Below are 16960 nucleotides of genomic sequence, written 5' to 3'. Positions count from 1 at the left end.
CGTTATAACGCGTGAAACTCAATCGCGTTATAAATATCATTAATCAATTTGTAGGCAATACTGCTGGTCGACATATTAGAAGGCCATACGGCATAGACTTTCAGCGGTTCTAATGACCAGTCAGGAAGTATTTCCAGCATTTCTCCGCGCTTAACATCCTCTTCGCTTAAATAGCGAGGAGGTGCTGCGAGACCAATTTGTTGTCTGGCAAGGGCATAAGCGGCTTCGACATTATCTACATACACCGTGGGCGTATACGTTACGACGGCCACTTCTCCATTTTTATGTCGAAATTCCCGGTTATTCTGCCTCATATTGAGTCCAATCCATGGCAGTTTCGCCAGGTCATCAGGATGCGTAATCGTCGGGTAATGGCTGAGCAATTCCCGGGACGCAACTACCTGGCGCGGCAGCACAAAAAGATGGCGCGCTTTAAGAGAACTGTCCGGAAGCTCGCCGATTCGAAATGCCACATCGATACCGTCGGCAATAATATCTCTGCGCGTATCGCTATAAGAGATATTCAGTAAAATGCCCGGATGACGTTTTATAAAATCGGCCAGATGGCGGGTAAACGGACTCTTCAGAAAAACGGCAGGAAGAGAAACAGTCAGCTTATTCGCCGTTGAGATCGAACGCTGCTTAAATTCAATGACCCCCTGCTCATACAGCGCCAGCATCGATTTGGCCGTTTCCAGCAAGTTGGCGCCATCGTGAGTCAGAGAGAGTTTACGGGTATTTCTGTACAGTAACGCGCAGCCAAGATTTTTTTCCAGCTTTGATAAATGCGCGCTTGCCGTTGCGGTTGTAAGCCCTAACGCTTCCGCCCCACCTGAAATGGATCCTGCCTCAGCAATCTTTGCAAACACTATCAGATAACGGATGTCATCAATCATTTATCGTCCTGTTGCGACGGTGTTCCTGCGAACTACGCGTTTAATCATAGAGTTACGATATCGTACTTTCCTCTCCGGTCGCATCTCTTTTTATCGTTTGGACTTTAGTGCCCTACTCATTTTGCGAGGCGCTGCAGTGTCAACCCGGCGACATCCTCTTCTGGGAGCCGGACAGCCCGTAATGACGCGTCTGCGCCAGCGTTTGCAGCTCCTTCTTAAGCCAGCGCGTTGCGCCCCGCTGGCCGCTGCGTTTATGCGAGTAAATTTTCACTTCAAACGTGCGTATCGAAAACGGTAAAGGAAAAATCCTCAGGTCCGCTGCCGCAGCCAGCTTCTCAGCGGCAAAACGGGGGATCGCCATCAGCAGGTCGCTCTCCGCAACGATAAACGGCGCGCTGAGCATCGACGGCGTTTTGATCGCGATTTGTCGGGTATAGCCCAGTTGTTCCAGCCGCACGTCCAGAACGCCCTGCTTCTCATTCCATGGCGTCACCACCAGGTGTCGGGCCGCGAGATACTCCTCCAGCGTGAGACGCGTCCGGCGCGCGTTGCTGATGACCACATACTCATCTTCAAACCAGTCGATCTCTTCCAGCTCCGGGTGCCGGATATCATCCTGAGTGCTGAACCCCAGCGCGAGATCCACTTCGCCCGCCAGCAGTTCCGTCAGCGCAGGGCTGTGCGGCAGATAGCGCAATTCGAAACGCAAACCCGGGGCAGCAAGCTGCAGTTTGTGCATCAGCGCCGGGAAAATGCACAGCGCGGTAAAGTCCGTAATCCCAATTTGTAAGCTTTCGGTACTGCTGGCCGGGTCAAACTCCGGCTGCGGGGTCAGCTCATGATTGAGGAACGACAATGCGGAAGCAATGGAAGGCGCAAGCTGAGTGGCATACACGCTGGGGGACATGCGATGCCCTTCGCGAAAAAAGAGCGGGTCATTAAGGGTGATGCGCAAACGCGACAGCGCATGGCTCAGTGCCGATGTGCTCATCGCCAGCTCGTCAGCGGCCAGCCGAACGGAACGGTGGCGGTAAATCGCGTCGAAAACGGGCAGCAGGTTTAAATCAAGACGCCTCAGTACCGGATGCATAATATTCATCATTTGTTGATTTCATTGCACTTAATTCTTCGGACAATACTCCGTATGCTTAACGCCATCAATCGAAACACAGGAAAAACAATGAGCATCACCATTCGTCAGGCCCGCCCCGAAGATGCAGCGGCAATATACGCCATGATCTACGAGCTGGCGGTGTATGAAAAAGCGCCGGAAGAAGTGGTTACCACGCCGGAGGAGATCCGCGAAACGCTCTTTGGCGCAGGCACAAAAACCGAAGCGTTGATCGCGGAGTTTGACGGTAAGATAGCCGGCTATGCCGTGTTCTTCACCAGCTATTCGACCTGGCTGGGACGCAACGGGATTTATATGGAAGACCTGTACGTTTCTCCGGATTATCGCGGTAAAGGCGCGGGAAGAGCGCTGCTGAAACATATCGCGCAGCTCGCGGTAAAACGGCAGTGCGGCCGCCTTGAATGGAGCGTTCTGGACTGGAACCAGCCCGCCATTGATTTTTACCTGAGCATAGGCGCGCTGCCGCAGTCCGAATGGGTTCGCTATCGTCTTGATAGCGACGCGCTGCTGAAATTTGCCGAATAGCGACACGTGGTACCGGAGAAGATCCCGCCCTGCGGGATCGCTCTGTCCTGCCTTTATCCCGCCTCAACAGATTCTGAATTTATGCTACCCTTCCATAAATTTCATAAACATATTGCAGAACGCCATGACGACAGCCCCTTTTATCCGCCCACAACTTTCCCTGCCAGACGGTGCCGACAGGCTGCTGTTGCATTCCTGCTGCGCCCCCTGCTCGGGTGAAGTGATGGAGGCTATCCAGGCGTCGGGGATTGACTACACGATTTTCTTCTACAATCCCAATATCCATCCGCAGAAGGAATACCTCATTCGGAAGGAGGAAAATATTCGGTTTGCGGAAAAACACGGCGTGCCGTTTGTTGATGCCGATTACGACACCGATAACTGGTTTGAGCGCGCGAAAGGCATGGAATGGGAACCCGAGCGTGGCGTCCGCTGCACCATGTGCTTCGATATGCGTTTCGAGCGTACGGCGCTCTATGCGGCAGAAAATGGATTCAGCGTCATCAGCAGCTCGCTGGGGATCTCCCGCTGGAAAAACATGCAGCAGATAAATGACTGCGGCCAGCGTGCTGCCGCGCGCTATCCGGGTATGGTTTACTGGGACTATAACTGGCGTAAACAGGGCGGCTCCTCTCGCATGATTGAGATCAGCAAGCGGGAGCAGTTTTACCAGCAGGAGTACTGCGGGTGCGTTTATTCACTCAGGGACAGTAACCTGCATCGTAAGTCTCAGGGACGCCCGCTGATTCGCATCGGGAAACTGTATTACGGTCAGGATGACAATGAGAAATAACGGGTTCCCGGTATAGAGATATATCCGAAAACAGCCCTGACGTGTACCGAATTTAGCCTTATGTCTCCCACATCCAGAAAGAGCGGCTATCCTTTAATTATCAACAAAAGGAGGTAAAAATGTCTGATTTCGGTACTGATAAAAACACCCAGTTTGCTGAAGATAAAGCAAAAAATAAATTTGACGAGCTTGCAGGTTCAGCGCAGCAGCAGTTTGGTGAATTCGTCGATTCACCAAAGCATCAGGTAAAAGGTGCGGCTAAAAAATATGCCGCACAGGCCAGCGATGCCGTTTCCGACGTTACTGAAGCTGTCAGAAATAATCCCCTCACCGGCCTCGTCGCAGCGGGTGCGGTCGGTATTGTTCTCGGCCTGCTGCTGGGTCGAAAATAATAAAAGGCCCTTCGGGGCTTTATTTTTTCTTAGCTAAAAATCCTGACCATGCGATCTAACTCTTCCTCTTTCACGGCCCGCGATAAATAATATCCCTGAAAGTTTTTGACGCCCAGCGCGACTAATTTTTCAAACTTTTCTGCACTATCAACCCCCTCGGCAATACAGTCCGTTCCGGTCATGTCGCTGTAAATCTGTATCGCTTTAATCAGGTTATAGTCATTGTCGTTTGCCACAAAATGCTCAACGATGTCCCGATCCAGCTTGAGTCCATCAAAATGCACCTGTCGCACCGGGAACATAGTTTGATGATTAGAGAAGCAGTCATCCAGGAACAATCGACACCCCGTATTACGCAAATGCCGCATGGTTTCAGGGATCCTTTTGTCCTTCGTCACGTCAATATCTTCGGCGAATTCAAAGACCAGCTTCTCGGCCCACTGCGGTTTGAGCAGCATGTCGATAGCTTTCTTTGCCATATCAGGCAATGCATTCCCGGAAGCCAGGCGAGGCGGAATATTCACAGAAAAATAGTATTTACCGTTATACTTATTAATCCCGGACACGGCGGCATGGATGACTAACGCCGTTATTTTCAACCATATCTCATGGTTTGAAATATCCGTGAGAAAACTGGCCGGCTTGACAATTTTACCGTTTTTATTCCAGCGGATCAGTATCTCAAAGCCTACGCCTTTTTTGTCACGATCGGTAATGATCTGATAAGCAGGGAAGATCTCTTTTTTATATAATGCATTAAAAATCTCTGCTTCCTTATCCGTAAACTCCGTATTTTGACTCCGCCGCTTGATACTTCTTTCCGTATTAAAATTGTGCGAGTCGTGTAACCACCGCTTAATTAAGCGTAATTTCAGCACGCCTTCCTTACGGTGCGTATAAACCGTTTTATTAGAAAGCCCCATTTCATCGCACATTTCTTTTACGGATATGCCGCGGTAGAAATTTAATAAAACGTCAATCTCTCTTTTTGTTAGCCATTTTACGTTGTCTTGCGAAGAATTATCCTTGTAGCGATCGCGTAATAAGTACGAACGATCTTTAAAAACATGATGGTGCGTTTGAGAACCAGTGACGACATCTGAAACGCGGGCTATGCGAATCAATGATAATTGATAACTATTATTTAAAAGAGTGCCCAGGGTGCGATATAGCCAGCCATCCGGTATGTCGCCATACAGGGTGACGCGTCGAATAACGGGAAGTGCATTGAGCACGGATGCCAGTCGCTTCAGGCTCTCCAGGAGACTGACGATACCTTTTCCGAGAAACACCACAATATGAGCGCTCTGATTTATAAGGATATTTTCCAGATCCTGTTGGGATGCCTCATCCCCGTCAAAGTGAATATGCGAAGCCTGTATTCCGTACTGGTTAAGGATCAGACGATATCCCTGGAACGTAAAACCGCAGGTGGAGATGACAAATTTATGTTCATCGCACGCCTCATTTCTGAGAGAAATTGTGTGGGTCATAAACTGCTCCTGGGCACTAAGGCGCCATTTCCATTTGTGAATACGTAAAATTTAACGCACCTGTTATAAACATTAATTTTACAGTACCGACTCAGGGTAAGAAACAGATATCAGCTGAACTCACAGGAACATCTTTGCGTTAATCACCGTCGTTTAAATGTACTTTTCTTTGCAAATAACAACGGCAAATATCTTATTCTCAGGGTATAATGAAAATTCCGAAAAGAAGAGTGGACACTTCATCTATCGGCTCATTCAAATACGAGAAAAATGCTATGGATAATCACATCTCATCCAGGGCCTTGCTACATCGAAGGGATGTTATAAAGAACAATCCGCGATTCGGTGAGGCAATATTAGAGCACTACACAATTAATGACACCATCTACAAAAAACAACCTTTGTTCTACAAGACAATGCTGCAGGAATCACGATTTAACATTATTCTCTCCATGTGTTGTTTTATTTTTGGAAATCAGGCCGAGTCAGTTTCAGAGATTAAAGAGCTATGCTCTCGCTATAAAATAGCCAGCCCCAACAGCGTGATTGCGATCATTACGATACTGAGAACCACCGGGCGCATCAGGACCTGGCGCTGCACGGATGATCGACGCAAAACGAGAATCGCGCCAACTGAAAAAGGACTCAATGAACTTAAGCGTTATATGTCCGGCGCTTTTTTGCCCGTCAGCATTCTTTATCCGGCATTTAATATTAATGTTAATCTGCTGGATAATGATATTTTGAGAAACAACTTCTTCCGCCGCGCGGCTGAATATCTTTTTCGGGGATTAACGTTCAGAAAGGTGTTGCCTGAGGTGGGATTATTTATTGATAAAGATGGCGGCCGTATGATTATGCTTTATATCTATCTGCAGGCCATGAAAAATAAATCCGCTCACGGTGCGGTCATTGACTATTCAGCCAGCACGCTCGCAAAAGAATTTTTTGTTTCACGCATCCACGTCAACCGAATTATCAAATCGGCACAAGAGGCGGGATATCTTAAAGATCGTGGTGATGGTCGGATGTCGATATACCCGGCGTTTATCGACCTTGTCGAAAATTATGCCGGTTTATATTTTGCGTATGTTACGCATTACATCAACGTTGTGCCTAAAGAGCGACGCCACGCTCACAACGTGACGTCAACCGTATAATCCAGCAGGCGTTCGGAGTTCCGAACGCCATTCCCCTATCGTTCCCGCAGCGCCTCTTTTGCCTTGTTCAGCGGTTTCAACAGATAATCCAGAATGGTTTTGCTGCCGGTTTTAATATCAACGGTGGCAATCATGCCCGGAAAGACCGGAAATTCCTGACCCTGCTTATTGGTCAGATGGTTACTGTCGGTACGAATATAAACGCGATAGTAGTAGACATCCCTTTTCACCTCATCCTGCAGGGTGTCCGGCGAAATCATGGTCACTTCCCCTTCCAGCCCGCCGTAAATGGAGTAGTCATAGGCCGTAATTTTCACCAGCGCTTTCTGGCCAGGATGAATAAACGCCACATCGCGCGGCGAGATTTTCGCCTCGACTACCATCTGATCGTCAAGCGGGACAAGGCTCATCAGCTTGCCGTTCGGCGGGATAACGCCTCCCACGGTCGTGACGTCAATATCCTTCACGATCCCGCGAACCGGGGCATTGAAGGTCAGCCGGGTCAGGGAGTCCTCACGCCCTTTCATCACCGAACGCTGGGCCTCAATCTCCGCATTGGCTTTTGCCAGCTCTTCACGGGCGCGAACGTAATACTGGTTTTTCATCTCGGTGATTTTATTCTCAAGCTCATTTTTTTGACGCTCAAGACGTAACACCTCAACCTTGCTGGCCGCTCCCTGGGTCACTAGCGGTCGGGTTAACGACAGCTCGCGCTGCACCAGCTCGGCGCCCTGACGCAACCCGGCCAGCCCTTTTTCGAGACTTTCACGACGGGACTGATAGAGCGCCGTTTCCTGTTTGACCAGCTCAACGTCGTCATCCAGCTCCTCCGGAAACGCGAGCTCCGTGTCGTTCACCTCGGCCTTCAGGCGCGCAGCGGTTGCCAGCGCCGCATTCAGGCGAGACTCGCTCTCCAGCACGCTCGACTCGGTTTTTGTCCGGTCAAGCTGCGCGAGCTGCTGGCCGCGTTCCACGATGTCGCCTTCGCGCACCATCAGGCTGTGGATGATGCCGCCTTCCAGAGACTGGATGACCTGCTCATGCGAAGACGGTATGACCTTGCCGCTGCCGGTCGTCACTTCATCCAGATGGAACAGGCTTGCCCAGACGATAAACACCGCCAGCAGGGCGAACAGGGACCATGCCACCAGCGACGAGCGCGGCAGGCGCGGCTCCTTCAGTCGGCTATTGAAACGAGAGAAATCATTCATGCTGCGCCCTCCTCTGCAACCGCCGCCGGCTTCATGGTCACCGTACGCTGCGCGGCTTTCTGCGGCGCCATGCCGTGCTGGTGCAGGATCGCATCGCGCGGGCCGTCCATCACCACCTTGCCGTTTTCCAGCACGATGATGCGGTCGACCAGGTCCAGAATCGGCAGGCGATGCGTCGCCACCACCAGCGTCCGGCGTTTACCCAGCCATTTGTGAAGATGCTGAATAAACTGCTTCTCGCTCATTTCGTCCAGCCAGGCGGTAGGCTCGTCCAGCAGCAGGATAGTCGGCGAGGTAATCAGGGCACGCGCCAGCAGCAGCGCCTGACGCTGACCGCCGGAGAGGCCAGCCCCGCCCTCGTTGATGATGTAGTTCAGCCCCATTTTCTGCTTGCGCACAAACTCCAGCGCGCCGCTGTTAACCAGCGCCTGATGAATCTCATCGTCGGTGGCTAACGGGTTCCCCATCAGGATGTTGTCCCGCACGGAGCCAAAGAACAGCCGGGCCTGCTGGCTAAGCAGCTGCATGTCGCGGCGCACGTCGGCCGGGTCCAGATGATTGAGGGCGATATCGTCGAGCAGGATGCTGCCCTGCTGCGGCTCCTGCATGCCCGCCAGAAGCTGTAGCAGCGTGCTTTTACCGGAGCCGTTGCGCCCGAGCACCGCCACGCGCTCTCCGGCGCGGATCTGCAGCTTGCTGATGTTGAGCACGGTGAGTTTCTCTTCCTCGTCGTAATAAAACCCGACGTCCTCAAGCGCATAGTCGCCGCGCAGGTGGGCTTTATGCACCTTCTTGCCGTGCTGCGGATCGTCAATCGGGCGCTGCATCAGGTCGTCCAGCCCCTTGCGCGCCACCTTTGCCGACTGCCAGCGCGAGAGCACGCCTGAGATCTGCGACAGCGGCGCGATAGTGCGCGATGCCAGAATCGAGGTTCCCACCAGCGCACCGGTGGTCATGTCACCGCTGATGACCAGATAACAGCCCACCAGCAGCACCACCGCATAGACGATGGACTGCACCTCCTGCGTCCACGTGAGCAGCAGGCCCGTCAGCCAGCGCTGCTTCATGCCGACGCTGGCGGCGACGTCGTTGGTGTTGTTCCACTGGTTCTGGAAACGCTGCTCGGCGCGCATCAGCTTGATGTCCTCAATGCCCTGCACCGCTTCCACCAGCGTGGCGTTGCGGATGGCGGATTCACGCATCCCTTCGCTGGAGAGTTTCCCCAGCGGGCGCTGCACCAGCAGGCCGGGGATGAGCAGCAGCGGCACGGCGAGCAGGACCACCAGCACCAGCGGGCCGCCAATCATCCACAGAATAAAGACGAACAGCAGGAAGAACGGCAGATCGGAGATAGCCGCAATGGTGGTCGAGGTGATCAGCTCGCGCACCGACTCCAGCTCGCGGATCTGGGCGATAAACGATCCGGTTGATTTCGAGCGCGCGCCGTTTTTAATCCGCAGCGCGTGGGCAAAAACGCGTTCAGAGATACGCAGGTCGGCGCGCTTGCCCACTACGTCAGAAATATGCACCCGCAGCATACGCATGATGAATTCGAACACGATGGCAATCATCACGCCGCCAAACAGGACCCACAGCGTGGCTTCCGACTGCGACGGTACCACCCTGTCGTACACCTGCATGGAGAAAACCATGCCGGAGAGCGCCAGCACGTTGGCAACCAGCGCCACCAGCATAATGTCGCTGTAGCGTCGCCAGTCCTTCAGAGCCAGCTGCCAGAACCAGTTTTTCTCATAGGGTTTGATGTAGTCGTCCACGCGGGCATCCGGCGTGGACTCGAGCGGGCGCAGCACCATCAGCCCTTTTAACCGCGCCCCGAGTTCGTCACGCGTCAGCGTGGTCTCCAGCCCCGCGTCGCCGCTAAACTGCAGGCTGACGTTGCCTTCGCTGTCCATGCGGTTAATGACCGCGATTTGTCCGCCGGTGAATTCCGCCAGCAGCGGCAGGCGCCACGGATCGAGGGATACCGCTTCAGCCGCCACCATACGCATCCCCAGCCCAAGCTGGCGCGCCATCTCCTCCAGCACCAGCTGGCGCGGAGACTGGCTTTCATGGTTAATCGTGACCCGAACATGCTCCGCTGAGAAATCCAGCCGGTAGTGCTTCGCGATGATGAGCATGCCCTGCAGCCAGGGTTCGTACTGTGGATGTGTCTTCATAATGCTACGTCCTGTCCAGAGCGGTAATTTCGCACTGAAATGATACCTTTACGGAATGATTAAAAATCGAACACTCTCTAAACGAGCCCGCAAAATAATCTTGTGAAATATAGGGTTATCGCTTTTCATGTAAAGAAACGCAAAAGGCCGCGAGGATCGCTCCCCGCGGCGTTGTTTTACGCAATTAACAGCTGATGGTTCGCCAGCAGCGTCGCCAGATCCGTCTGCACGCCGTTCAGCGTCACCAGGGTGGTTGGCGAGAACTGACCGCCGGTACCGTCCAGGTCAACCTGGATCTCGGTATTGCTGCCGTTCTGCACCACGCGGATGTAATCGCTGATATTGCCCGCGCTGCTGTCCAGCGTGGCGACGCCGTTCACGTAGCTCGCCGAGCCCGTGCCGGTATAGCCGCTGCCGGAGAGCAGATCGCGCAGGTCAATACGATCCGTGTCCGCGGTCCCTTCCCAGGTGCCGACCGTAAAGCCGTTCACCACGTCGTGACCGTTACCGCCCGTCGCATCCGAGGCGTTGATCAGCTTGTAGAGCAACGTATCGTGACCACCGCTGCCGATGTTGAAGGTGTCGTTTCCGCCGCGCCCTTCGAACTGGTTATCACCGCTGTTGCCGGTAATAACGTCGTCGTAATCCGAGCCGTTGATGCCTTCAATGTTCAACAGTCGCGTGGTACCGAACCCGGTGTTCTGCGCGGTTGAGAGGCGCAAATCAACGGTCACGCCGGAGGTCGCATTGCGGTAATCCACCACGTCCATCCCGCCGGTGTTGCTCCAGGTGTCGTAGTCGGAGTGGGTATTCCAGCCGCCGGAGCCGTTGTAGGTATAGGTGCCGTCCTCTGCGATAAAGGTGTCGTTATACCCGGTCCCGGTGATGGTCCCGCTGTGGCCGCCGGTGGCGGCTTCGGCCGTCAGGACGTAGCCCTCTTTGCCGTTGCCCGCCTCCAGACCGCTCCAGGTGACGTTATCCGACACGCCGTTGGTGATCTTCAGGATCTCGGCCGAATAGGTTTCATTCGGATCCAGACCGTAGAAGCTCACCAGCGCAGAGGTATCGTTCGACCCGATACCGGACTGGGCGTTGATGATCTGCGAGGCCACCAGCACGCCCGCGGCGTTGTACAGATTGACCGTGTTACCGTAGTAGGCGTTGATGCCCTCGCTGTCGACAATGTGCAGGTGCATCGCGGTGCCGTCAGCAATGGTTTTGCTGTTTTGCACCAGCACCACCTTGCCGTTCTGCTGAGAGACCAGCAGATCCTGCGCGCCGTCCCAGTTGTAGTCCACCGCCGCCACGCCGGTCGCGTAGGCAATACCGGACGCCAGCTGGCTGGAGGTCCAGGTGGAACCGTAGCCGCTGTTGGTGAACAGGGTCGCCGTCTGCGAGCCGCCGTAGGTGCTGAGCTTGATGATGTCCATCTGCCCGTCGCCGTTCCAGTCCACCGCCACCGACAGATAGCCCGCTGTGGCGTTAGAGGCTTCCACCGCGCTCTTGGTGGCAGAGAGCTTCCCGGTACCGTCGTTGTAGTAGATCACCCCGCCGTTATTGTTGTAGCTGCTGCCCAGGTACAGATCCATGTAGCCATCGCCGTTGAAGTCCGCCCACGTCATGGACGCCGCCGTGGTGGTATTCGAGGCGTTGACCACAAACACGTTGGTCAGGTTCTGACCGATAGAGAGCGTGCCGTTACCGTTGTTGTTGATCACGGTTAACGAGTACGCGCCGCTGCGGTTGGTGTGCTGGACAATATCCACCGTGCCGTCGTTGTTCAGGTCGACGCCGGAGATTTCACGCCCGGAATCGAACTGACCGTAGAACCCGCCTTCCCCGCCGGTGCCGTCCGGCGAAAGTACGCCGTTGTTGTTCACCAGGTAGGTCAATGAGTCCATACCGGCATCGCCGTACGCCAGATCCAGATAGCCATCCCCGGTTTTGTCGTAGGCAATCACGCCGCCGTACCAGATGGTGGTGCCCATCGCCAGCTGGCTGGCGTTATAGGTGCTGCCGTCGTAGGTCCACATCACCTGCGTTGACCCGGCGTAGGTATTTTCCGTCGCGAAGATATCCTGCGTGCCGTTACGGTCAAAGTCGGCGGCGGTCTGGCTCACCACGTAGTAGCCGCGGGTGTTGGTCAGCGCATTTCCGGCATAGGTCGAGCTATCGCTGCTGGAGTATGACTGGCCGTTAGCAATGATGTTCCACAGACCGCTGCTGTTCATACCGAGGGTCATGGTGGAGTTGTTGCTGTTCCCCGCCGTGGTCGCCCAGTCGGTATTCACCGAGGTGGTATCAATCACCAGGCTGCCGGTCGCCGTACCGGTGGTATTGCCGTTACCCGCGCTGCTCTTCACCTGCGCCGTCACGCTGTAGCTCGACACGCTCAGCGCATCGCCGTCCGGGATCTGCAGATACCAGGTGTTGTGATCCGGATCGACCACCACCGCGCCGCCGGTCTGGGAGGTGTAGGTTTTACCGTTCACCGTTACCACCAGGTATTCACCGTTCACCAGGTCAGCGGAGACGGTACCGCTGACAATCGGCGTGGTGTCCGACGTGGTCTGCGCGGTAATCGCCGCCGTGGTGGTCGGGATGCTGGTATCGACGTTCAGCACAAAGCCGTCCGATTCCGTGTAGTTACCGGCCCTGTCGGTGACGCGCACAATGTATGTGTGGTTGCCGTCGCTGAGGCCGTTGTCCTGGAAGGACCAGCTTGCGCTGCCGTTCATGGTCACCTGGCCGAGCAGGACCCCGTCACGATAGAGCTGCACAATTTCACCGTCGTCCGGGGCGCGGTTAAGCGTACCGTTGATCAGCGGCGAGTTATCGTCCGTTGCCACCGCACTGCCAAAGGTGCCCTGACGCTCGCCTTCGCCGTCGGTATAGCTCACGACCGTGCCTACCGTCGATGGCGGCGTGGTGTCTACCGTCACCACCTGAGAGGCGGTGGAGCCGACGTTGCCCGCCTGGTCGATAATCCGCACCTGGTAGGTATAGTCCCCGTCAGGCAGATCGCGGGTATCGGTGTAGCTCCAGCGCTGGTTGGTGACCGTGGTATCGAGCCAGGTGTTCCCGCCGTCCAGGCTGATCTGCACGCGCTCGTCGTTTGCCAGCGCGCTGCCCAGCGAACCGTTGATGGTCAGCGTGGTGTCCATGGTGATGAAATCACTCCCGGACTGGCCGGTATCTTCGCTGATGCTGTCGATGGTGACGCCGTACTGCGGCGCCTGCGTATCCACCGTCACCGCCTGCGAGGTGGTTGCCCCGACGTTCCCCGCCTGGTCAACGACCCGCACCTGATAGTTATGGCTGCCGTCGGTCAGGGTACGGGTGTCGCTGTAGCTCCACTGCGTACCGCTGACGGTGGCGTACACCCAGGTACTGCCGCCGTCCATGCTCACCTGCACGAATTCACCCGCGCCAGGCTCTGCGCCGAGCGTTCCGTGCAGCGTGTACGAGGTCGAACTGGTCAGGAAGTCGTTATTGTCGAAGCCGGTATCCACGGTGATTTTATCCACGGTCACCGTAATCGCCGCATCCGGGGCGACCGTATCGACGGTCACCTGCTGATGGGCGCTGGCCCCCACGTTGCCCGCCGCATCCACCACGCGAACGTAGTAGTCATAGGTCTGGTTACCCAGCGTGCGGCTATCGACGTAATACCAGCTGTTGCCGGTGACGATCACGTTCTGCCAGGTGACGCCGCCGTCGATGCTGATCTGGGCATACTCGCCGTCGGCCAGCGTCGCGCCGAGCGAGCCGTGCAGCGTCAGGGACGTATCGTTAGTGACAAAGTCGCTGCTGCTCAGGCCGGTATCGTCGCTGATGCTGTCGATGGCGATGGTTTTGCTGGCGTCCGGCGCAACCGTATCAATGGTCACCACCTGGCTGGCGGTGGCGCTGATATTGCCCGCGTCGTCAATCACGCGCAGCTGGTAGTTATAATCCCCGTCGGCCAACGTGCGGCCATCGACATAGGTCCAGCTCAGGCCGCTGACGCTGACGTCTATCCAGGTAACGCCGCCGTCGAGGCTGATCTGCGCGTGGTCGCCGCTGCCCAGCGCCGCGCCGAGCGTCCCTTTCAGGCTGATCTGGTTGTCGCTGGTGATAAAGTCGCTGCCGGACAGACCCGTATCCTGGGTGATGGAATCAACCGTAATCGTCGTTGCTACAGGCATGGTCAGGTCAATCACCACGTCCTGGCTGTCCGTCGCCCCCACGTTGCCCGCGTTGTCGATAACGCGCACCTGGTACTGATACGTACCGTCCGTCAGGGTGCGGCCATCGGTGTAGCGCCAGGTGGTGCCGGTCACGGTCAGGTCAATCCAGGTGGTGCCGCCGTCGAGGCTGATCTGCGCCTTCTCGTTATTGCCGAGCTGCGCGGTCAGCGAGCCGTTGACCACCACCTGAGCATCGTTGGTGATGAAATCACTCGCGCTCAGGCCGGTGTCGTTTTGCAGCGAGTCAATGCTGATGCCCATCGACGGCGCGGTGAGATCCACGGTGACGCTGTGGTTATCGCTGCCGCTGTTGCCGATGGTGTTGCTGACCTGTGCGTTAATCACGTACGAACCGCCGTCCGCCAGCGCGGTCACGTCTGCGCTGCCGACCGTATAGCTCCAGGTGCCGTCATTCTGGACGGTCGCCGTGTAGGTTTTGCCGTTCAGCGTAATGGTCACCGTCTGGCCCGCCGGGGCGTCGGTGGTACCGCTGACGACCAGCGGCGTACCGTGCTCGGCGGCGTTGACGATATCGTCCTGCGCAAAGGTGTTGATGGTGATGGTTGGGACATCGCCGTTCAGCGTCACGTCGTGCGTTGCGCTGCCCGGGTTACCCGCCTTATCGCTCACCGAAGCGGTAATGGTGTAATCCCCGTCGCTCAGGCCAAGGAAATCACGGCCCGGCACGAAGACCGACCAGGATCCGTCCGCCCCGACGGTCGCCTGATAGCTGTGCCCGTTGAAGGAGACGGTCACCGTCTGGCCCTGTTCCGCCGTGGTGGTGCCGCTGATGGTCTGACCCGCCAGCTGCTCCGCGTTGTTGACGATATCGTCATCGGCCACGGTGCTGATGGTCACGGTTGGCGCGACGGTGTCTACCGTTAAGGTGTGCGTGGTCTGGCCGTTATTACCCGCTTTATCGTTGACCGAGGCGGTCACCGTCAGCGCGCCCTGGCTCAGGGCGGCCAGGTCTGCCGCCGGCACGTCGAGCGTCCAGGTGCCGTCGTTTGCCACGGTTGCAGTGTAGGATTTGCCGCCCAGCGTCACGGTGACGGTCTGACCCGCCTCCGCGCTGGAAGAGCCGCGCACGGTCAGCGGCTGCTGCGCTTCTGCCGCGTTCAGCATATCGTCAGCCGACAGCGTCGCAATGCTCACGACCGGCGCAGTAGTATCCACGCTGATGCCGTGCGTCGCCGACGCGCTGTTGCCCGCGCTGTCCTGCGCCGACACGGATACCTGATAGCTCGCGCCATCGGCCAGCGCGCCCACGTCGGCGGCCGGAACGGTGGTCGTCCAGCTGCCGTCGCTCTGGATGGTGGCCGTATAGCTCTTGCCGTTCAGCGTCACGGTGACCTGCGTACCGCTGGCGAACTGGGCGCTGGAGCCGTTAATCACCAGGGACGAACCGGCTTCAGCCGCGTTAATGACGTCATCTCCGCTAACGGTGTTGATGGTCAGCGCCACGGAGGCGGTGTTCACTACCACATCGTGGGTCTGGGTGCTGCTGTTGCCCGCGCTGTCGGTAATCGTCGCGCTGAGGGTCACGGTGCCGTCGTTCAGCGCGGAAATCACGCTGGCCGGCACGCCCACGCTCCAGTTACCGCTAGCGTCAACGGTGGTGGTGTACTGGTTCGAACCGATGGTGATGACCAGCTTATCGCCGACGCTCGCGCCGGTTGCGGTGCCGCTGACGATCTGCGCCTGCCCGTGCTCCACGCTGTTAATGACGTTATCGCCCGCGACGTCGTTAAAGCTGACGGTCGGCGGCGTGGTATCAAGCGTAATCGCTTTGCCCGCGCTGCCCGGGTTACCCGCGGCGTCGCTCACGCTGACCTGCACGGTGTAGCCGTTATCCGCCAGTGCGGACAGGTCTGTGCCCGGCACGTTCACGTTCCAGATACCGCCCTGCTGCACCTGCGCGGTATAGCTCTTACCGCCCAGCGTCACGGTGACCGTCTGACCGACTTCCGCCGTGGTGGTGCCGGAAATGGCCACGCCCGCAGCCGCTTCGCTGGCGTTAATCACGTTATCGCCTGCGACCGTATCGATGGTCACAGTTGGCGCGGTGGCGTCCACGCTGTACTCCCGGCCCGCCGAGGCGCTGTTGCCGTGCGCGTTGGTGACGCTCACCTGCACGCTGGCATCGCCGTCTTTAAGGCCCGCGAGATCGGCGGAAGGCACGGTGGCCGTCCAGTTACCGTCGGCATCGACTTTCGCGGTGTACGTCTTGCCGCCGAAGGTGATGGTAACGGTCTGGTTTTCCTCCACGTTCGAGGTGCTGCCGGACAGCACCAGATCCGCGCCTTTCTCCGCCGCGTTAATCACGTCGTCGGTGGCAATCGCATCGATGCTGACGGCAACGGCAGACAGATCGACGGTGACATCGTGGCTGATGCTCACCGGGTTGCCCGCCGCGCTCTGGCCTGCAGCGGTCACGGTGACCGTGCCTGCTGCCAGGGCCCCGACGTCCGCCGCCGGGATTGCCGCGCTCCAGGTGCCGTCTGCCAGCACGGAGGCCGCATAGGTTTTGCCGTTGACGGTCACGGTGAGCGTGGTGCCTGCCGCCAGCCCGTCGCTGGAGCCGGTAACGATCAGGTTCTGCCCGTGCTCGATGCTGTTGATCACATCGTCGCCCGCCACGGTATCAATGCGCAGACCCGGCAGGCTGGCGTCTATCACGATTTCGCGCTCGCCCGCGCCGGTGTTGCCGTGGCCGTTGGTGACGGTCGCCGACACGGTCAAATCGCCGTTGCCCAGCGCCGTCAGGACGGATTCCGGCACGTTCACGGACCAGGTGAGATCGCTCTGAACCGTTGCGGTGTAGCTGTTGCCGCCGATAGTCACGGTTACCGTGTTGCCCGCTTCCGCGTTCGCTACCTTACCGCTGATGGTCTGGCCTGCGGCCACTTCCGCCGCGTTGATGACGTTATCGCCCGCCACGGTATTGATGGT

At 56.9% G+C, this 16960-nt stretch carries 10 protein-coding genes; 4 read left to right on the top strand and 6 right to left on the bottom strand.

Going from position 1 to position 16960, the window contains the following annotated elements; translation table 11 throughout:
- Positions 1-2 precede the first annotated feature (2 nt).
- Together ADJ24_RS02965 and ADJ24_RS02960 are read right to left on the bottom strand one after the other, a co-directional pair.
- Entirely contained in the window at positions 3-896 is an 894-nt protein-coding gene (locus tag ADJ24_RS02965) for a LysR family transcriptional regulator (protein WP_023311655.1), read from the bottom strand.
- A gap of 139 nt (positions 897-1035) precedes the next feature.
- A complete protein-coding gene (locus tag ADJ24_RS02960; protein ID WP_023311654.1) occupies positions 1036-1998 on the bottom strand; it encodes a LysR family transcriptional regulator in 963 nt (320 codons plus the stop codon).
- A 78-nt stretch (positions 1999-2076) separates the two neighbouring features.
- On the opposite strand from ADJ24_RS02960, the gene ADJ24_RS02955 reads away from it, so the two are divergent.
- The 3 genes from ADJ24_RS02955 (at position 2077) to ADJ24_RS02945 (ending at position 3738) form a co-directional block, all read left to right on the top strand.
- Positions 2077-2553 carry a GNAT family N-acetyltransferase gene (locus tag ADJ24_RS02955; protein WP_023311653.1) on the top strand — a complete coding sequence of 159 codons (477 nt, stop codon included), beginning with the start codon at positions 2077-2079 and terminating at the stop codon, positions 2551-2553.
- A 124-nt stretch (positions 2554-2677) separates the two neighbouring features.
- The gene (locus ADJ24_RS02950) at positions 2678-3346 is read left to right on the top strand and encodes an epoxyqueuosine reductase QueH (RefSeq protein WP_023311652.1); all 669 of its coding nucleotides are present in this window, start codon (positions 2678-2680) and stop codon (positions 3344-3346) included.
- Between the two features lie 119 nt (positions 3347-3465).
- Positions 3466-3738 (top strand): DUF883 family protein, encoded by a 273-nt coding sequence (locus tag ADJ24_RS02945; RefSeq protein WP_023311651.1) that lies wholly within the window; start codon positions 3466-3468, stop codon positions 3736-3738.
- 29 nt (positions 3739-3767) lie between these two features.
- Here the strand turns inward: ADJ24_RS02945 and ADJ24_RS02940 are convergent, their stop codons facing one another.
- Entirely contained in the window at positions 3768-5231 is a 1464-nt protein-coding gene (locus ADJ24_RS02940) for an EAL domain-containing protein (protein ID WP_048702052.1), read from the bottom strand.
- Between the two features lie 275 nt (positions 5232-5506).
- Here ADJ24_RS02940 and ADJ24_RS02935 point away from each other — a divergent pair, with 275 nt between their 5' ends.
- Positions 5507-6391, top strand: a complete 885-nt coding sequence (locus ADJ24_RS02935) for a hypothetical protein (RefSeq protein ID WP_032668361.1) — start codon at positions 5507-5509, stop codon at positions 6389-6391.
- A gap of 35 nt (positions 6392-6426) precedes the next feature.
- On the opposite strand, the gene ADJ24_RS02930 is transcribed toward ADJ24_RS02935, so the two are convergent.
- The 3 genes from ADJ24_RS02930 to ADJ24_RS02920 all read right to left on the bottom strand — a co-directional run.
- Positions 6427-7602, bottom strand: coding sequence for an HlyD family type I secretion periplasmic adaptor subunit (locus ADJ24_RS02930; protein ID WP_023311648.1), 1176 nt, complete (start codon positions 7600-7602; stop codon positions 6427-6429).
- Positions 7599-9779 carry a type I secretion system permease/ATPase gene (locus ADJ24_RS02925; RefSeq protein WP_023311647.1) on the bottom strand — a complete coding sequence of 727 codons (2181 nt, stop codon included), beginning with the start codon at positions 9777-9779 and terminating at the stop codon, positions 7599-7601. Before ADJ24_RS02925 ends, ADJ24_RS02930 begins: the two co-directional genes overlap by 4 nt.
- 176 nt (positions 9780-9955) lie before the next feature.
- A partial coding sequence (locus ADJ24_RS02920) for a beta strand repeat-containing protein (RefSeq protein ID WP_048702049.1) occupies positions 9956-16960 on the bottom strand: 7005 nt, incomplete at its 5' end.

The organism is Enterobacter sp. 940_PEND (assembly GCF_001059415.1).
Taxonomy (GTDB): Bacteria; Pseudomonadota; Gammaproteobacteria; order Enterobacterales; family Enterobacteriaceae; genus Enterobacter; species Enterobacter cloacae_M.
Note: the sequence above shows the minus strand (reverse complement) of the source record. Positions and strands in the feature narration are given on the sequence as shown.

Bases quoted from the DNA above. Each gene is read 5' to 3' on its own strand.
- ADJ24_RS02965 (WP_023311655.1), bottom strand. From the start codon at position 896: ATGATTGATGACATCCGTTATCTGATAGTGTTTGCAAAGATTGCTGAG.
- ADJ24_RS02960 (WP_023311654.1), bottom strand. From the start codon at position 1,998: ATGATGAATATTATGCATCCGGTACTGAGGCGTCTTGATTTAAACCTG.
- ADJ24_RS02955 (WP_023311653.1), top strand. From the start codon at position 2,077: ATGAGCATCACCATTCGTCAGGCCCGCCCCGAAGATGCAGCGGCAATA.
- ADJ24_RS02950 (WP_023311652.1), top strand. From the start codon at position 2,678: ATGACGACAGCCCCTTTTATCCGCCCACAACTTTCCCTGCCAGACGGT.
- ADJ24_RS02945 (WP_023311651.1), top strand. From the start codon at position 3,466: ATGTCTGATTTCGGTACTGATAAAAACACCCAGTTTGCTGAAGATAAA.
- ADJ24_RS02940 (WP_048702052.1), bottom strand. From the start codon at position 5,231: ATGACCCACACAATTTCTCTCAGAAATGAGGCGTGCGATGAACATAAA.
- ADJ24_RS02935 (WP_032668361.1), top strand. From the start codon at position 5,507: ATGGATAATCACATCTCATCCAGGGCCTTGCTACATCGAAGGGATGTT.
- ADJ24_RS02930 (WP_023311648.1), bottom strand. From the start codon at position 7,602: ATGAATGATTTCTCTCGTTTCAATAGCCGACTGAAGGAGCCGCGCCTG.
- ADJ24_RS02925 (WP_023311647.1), bottom strand. From the start codon at position 9,779: ATGAAGACACATCCACAGTACGAACCCTGGCTGCAGGGCATGCTCATC.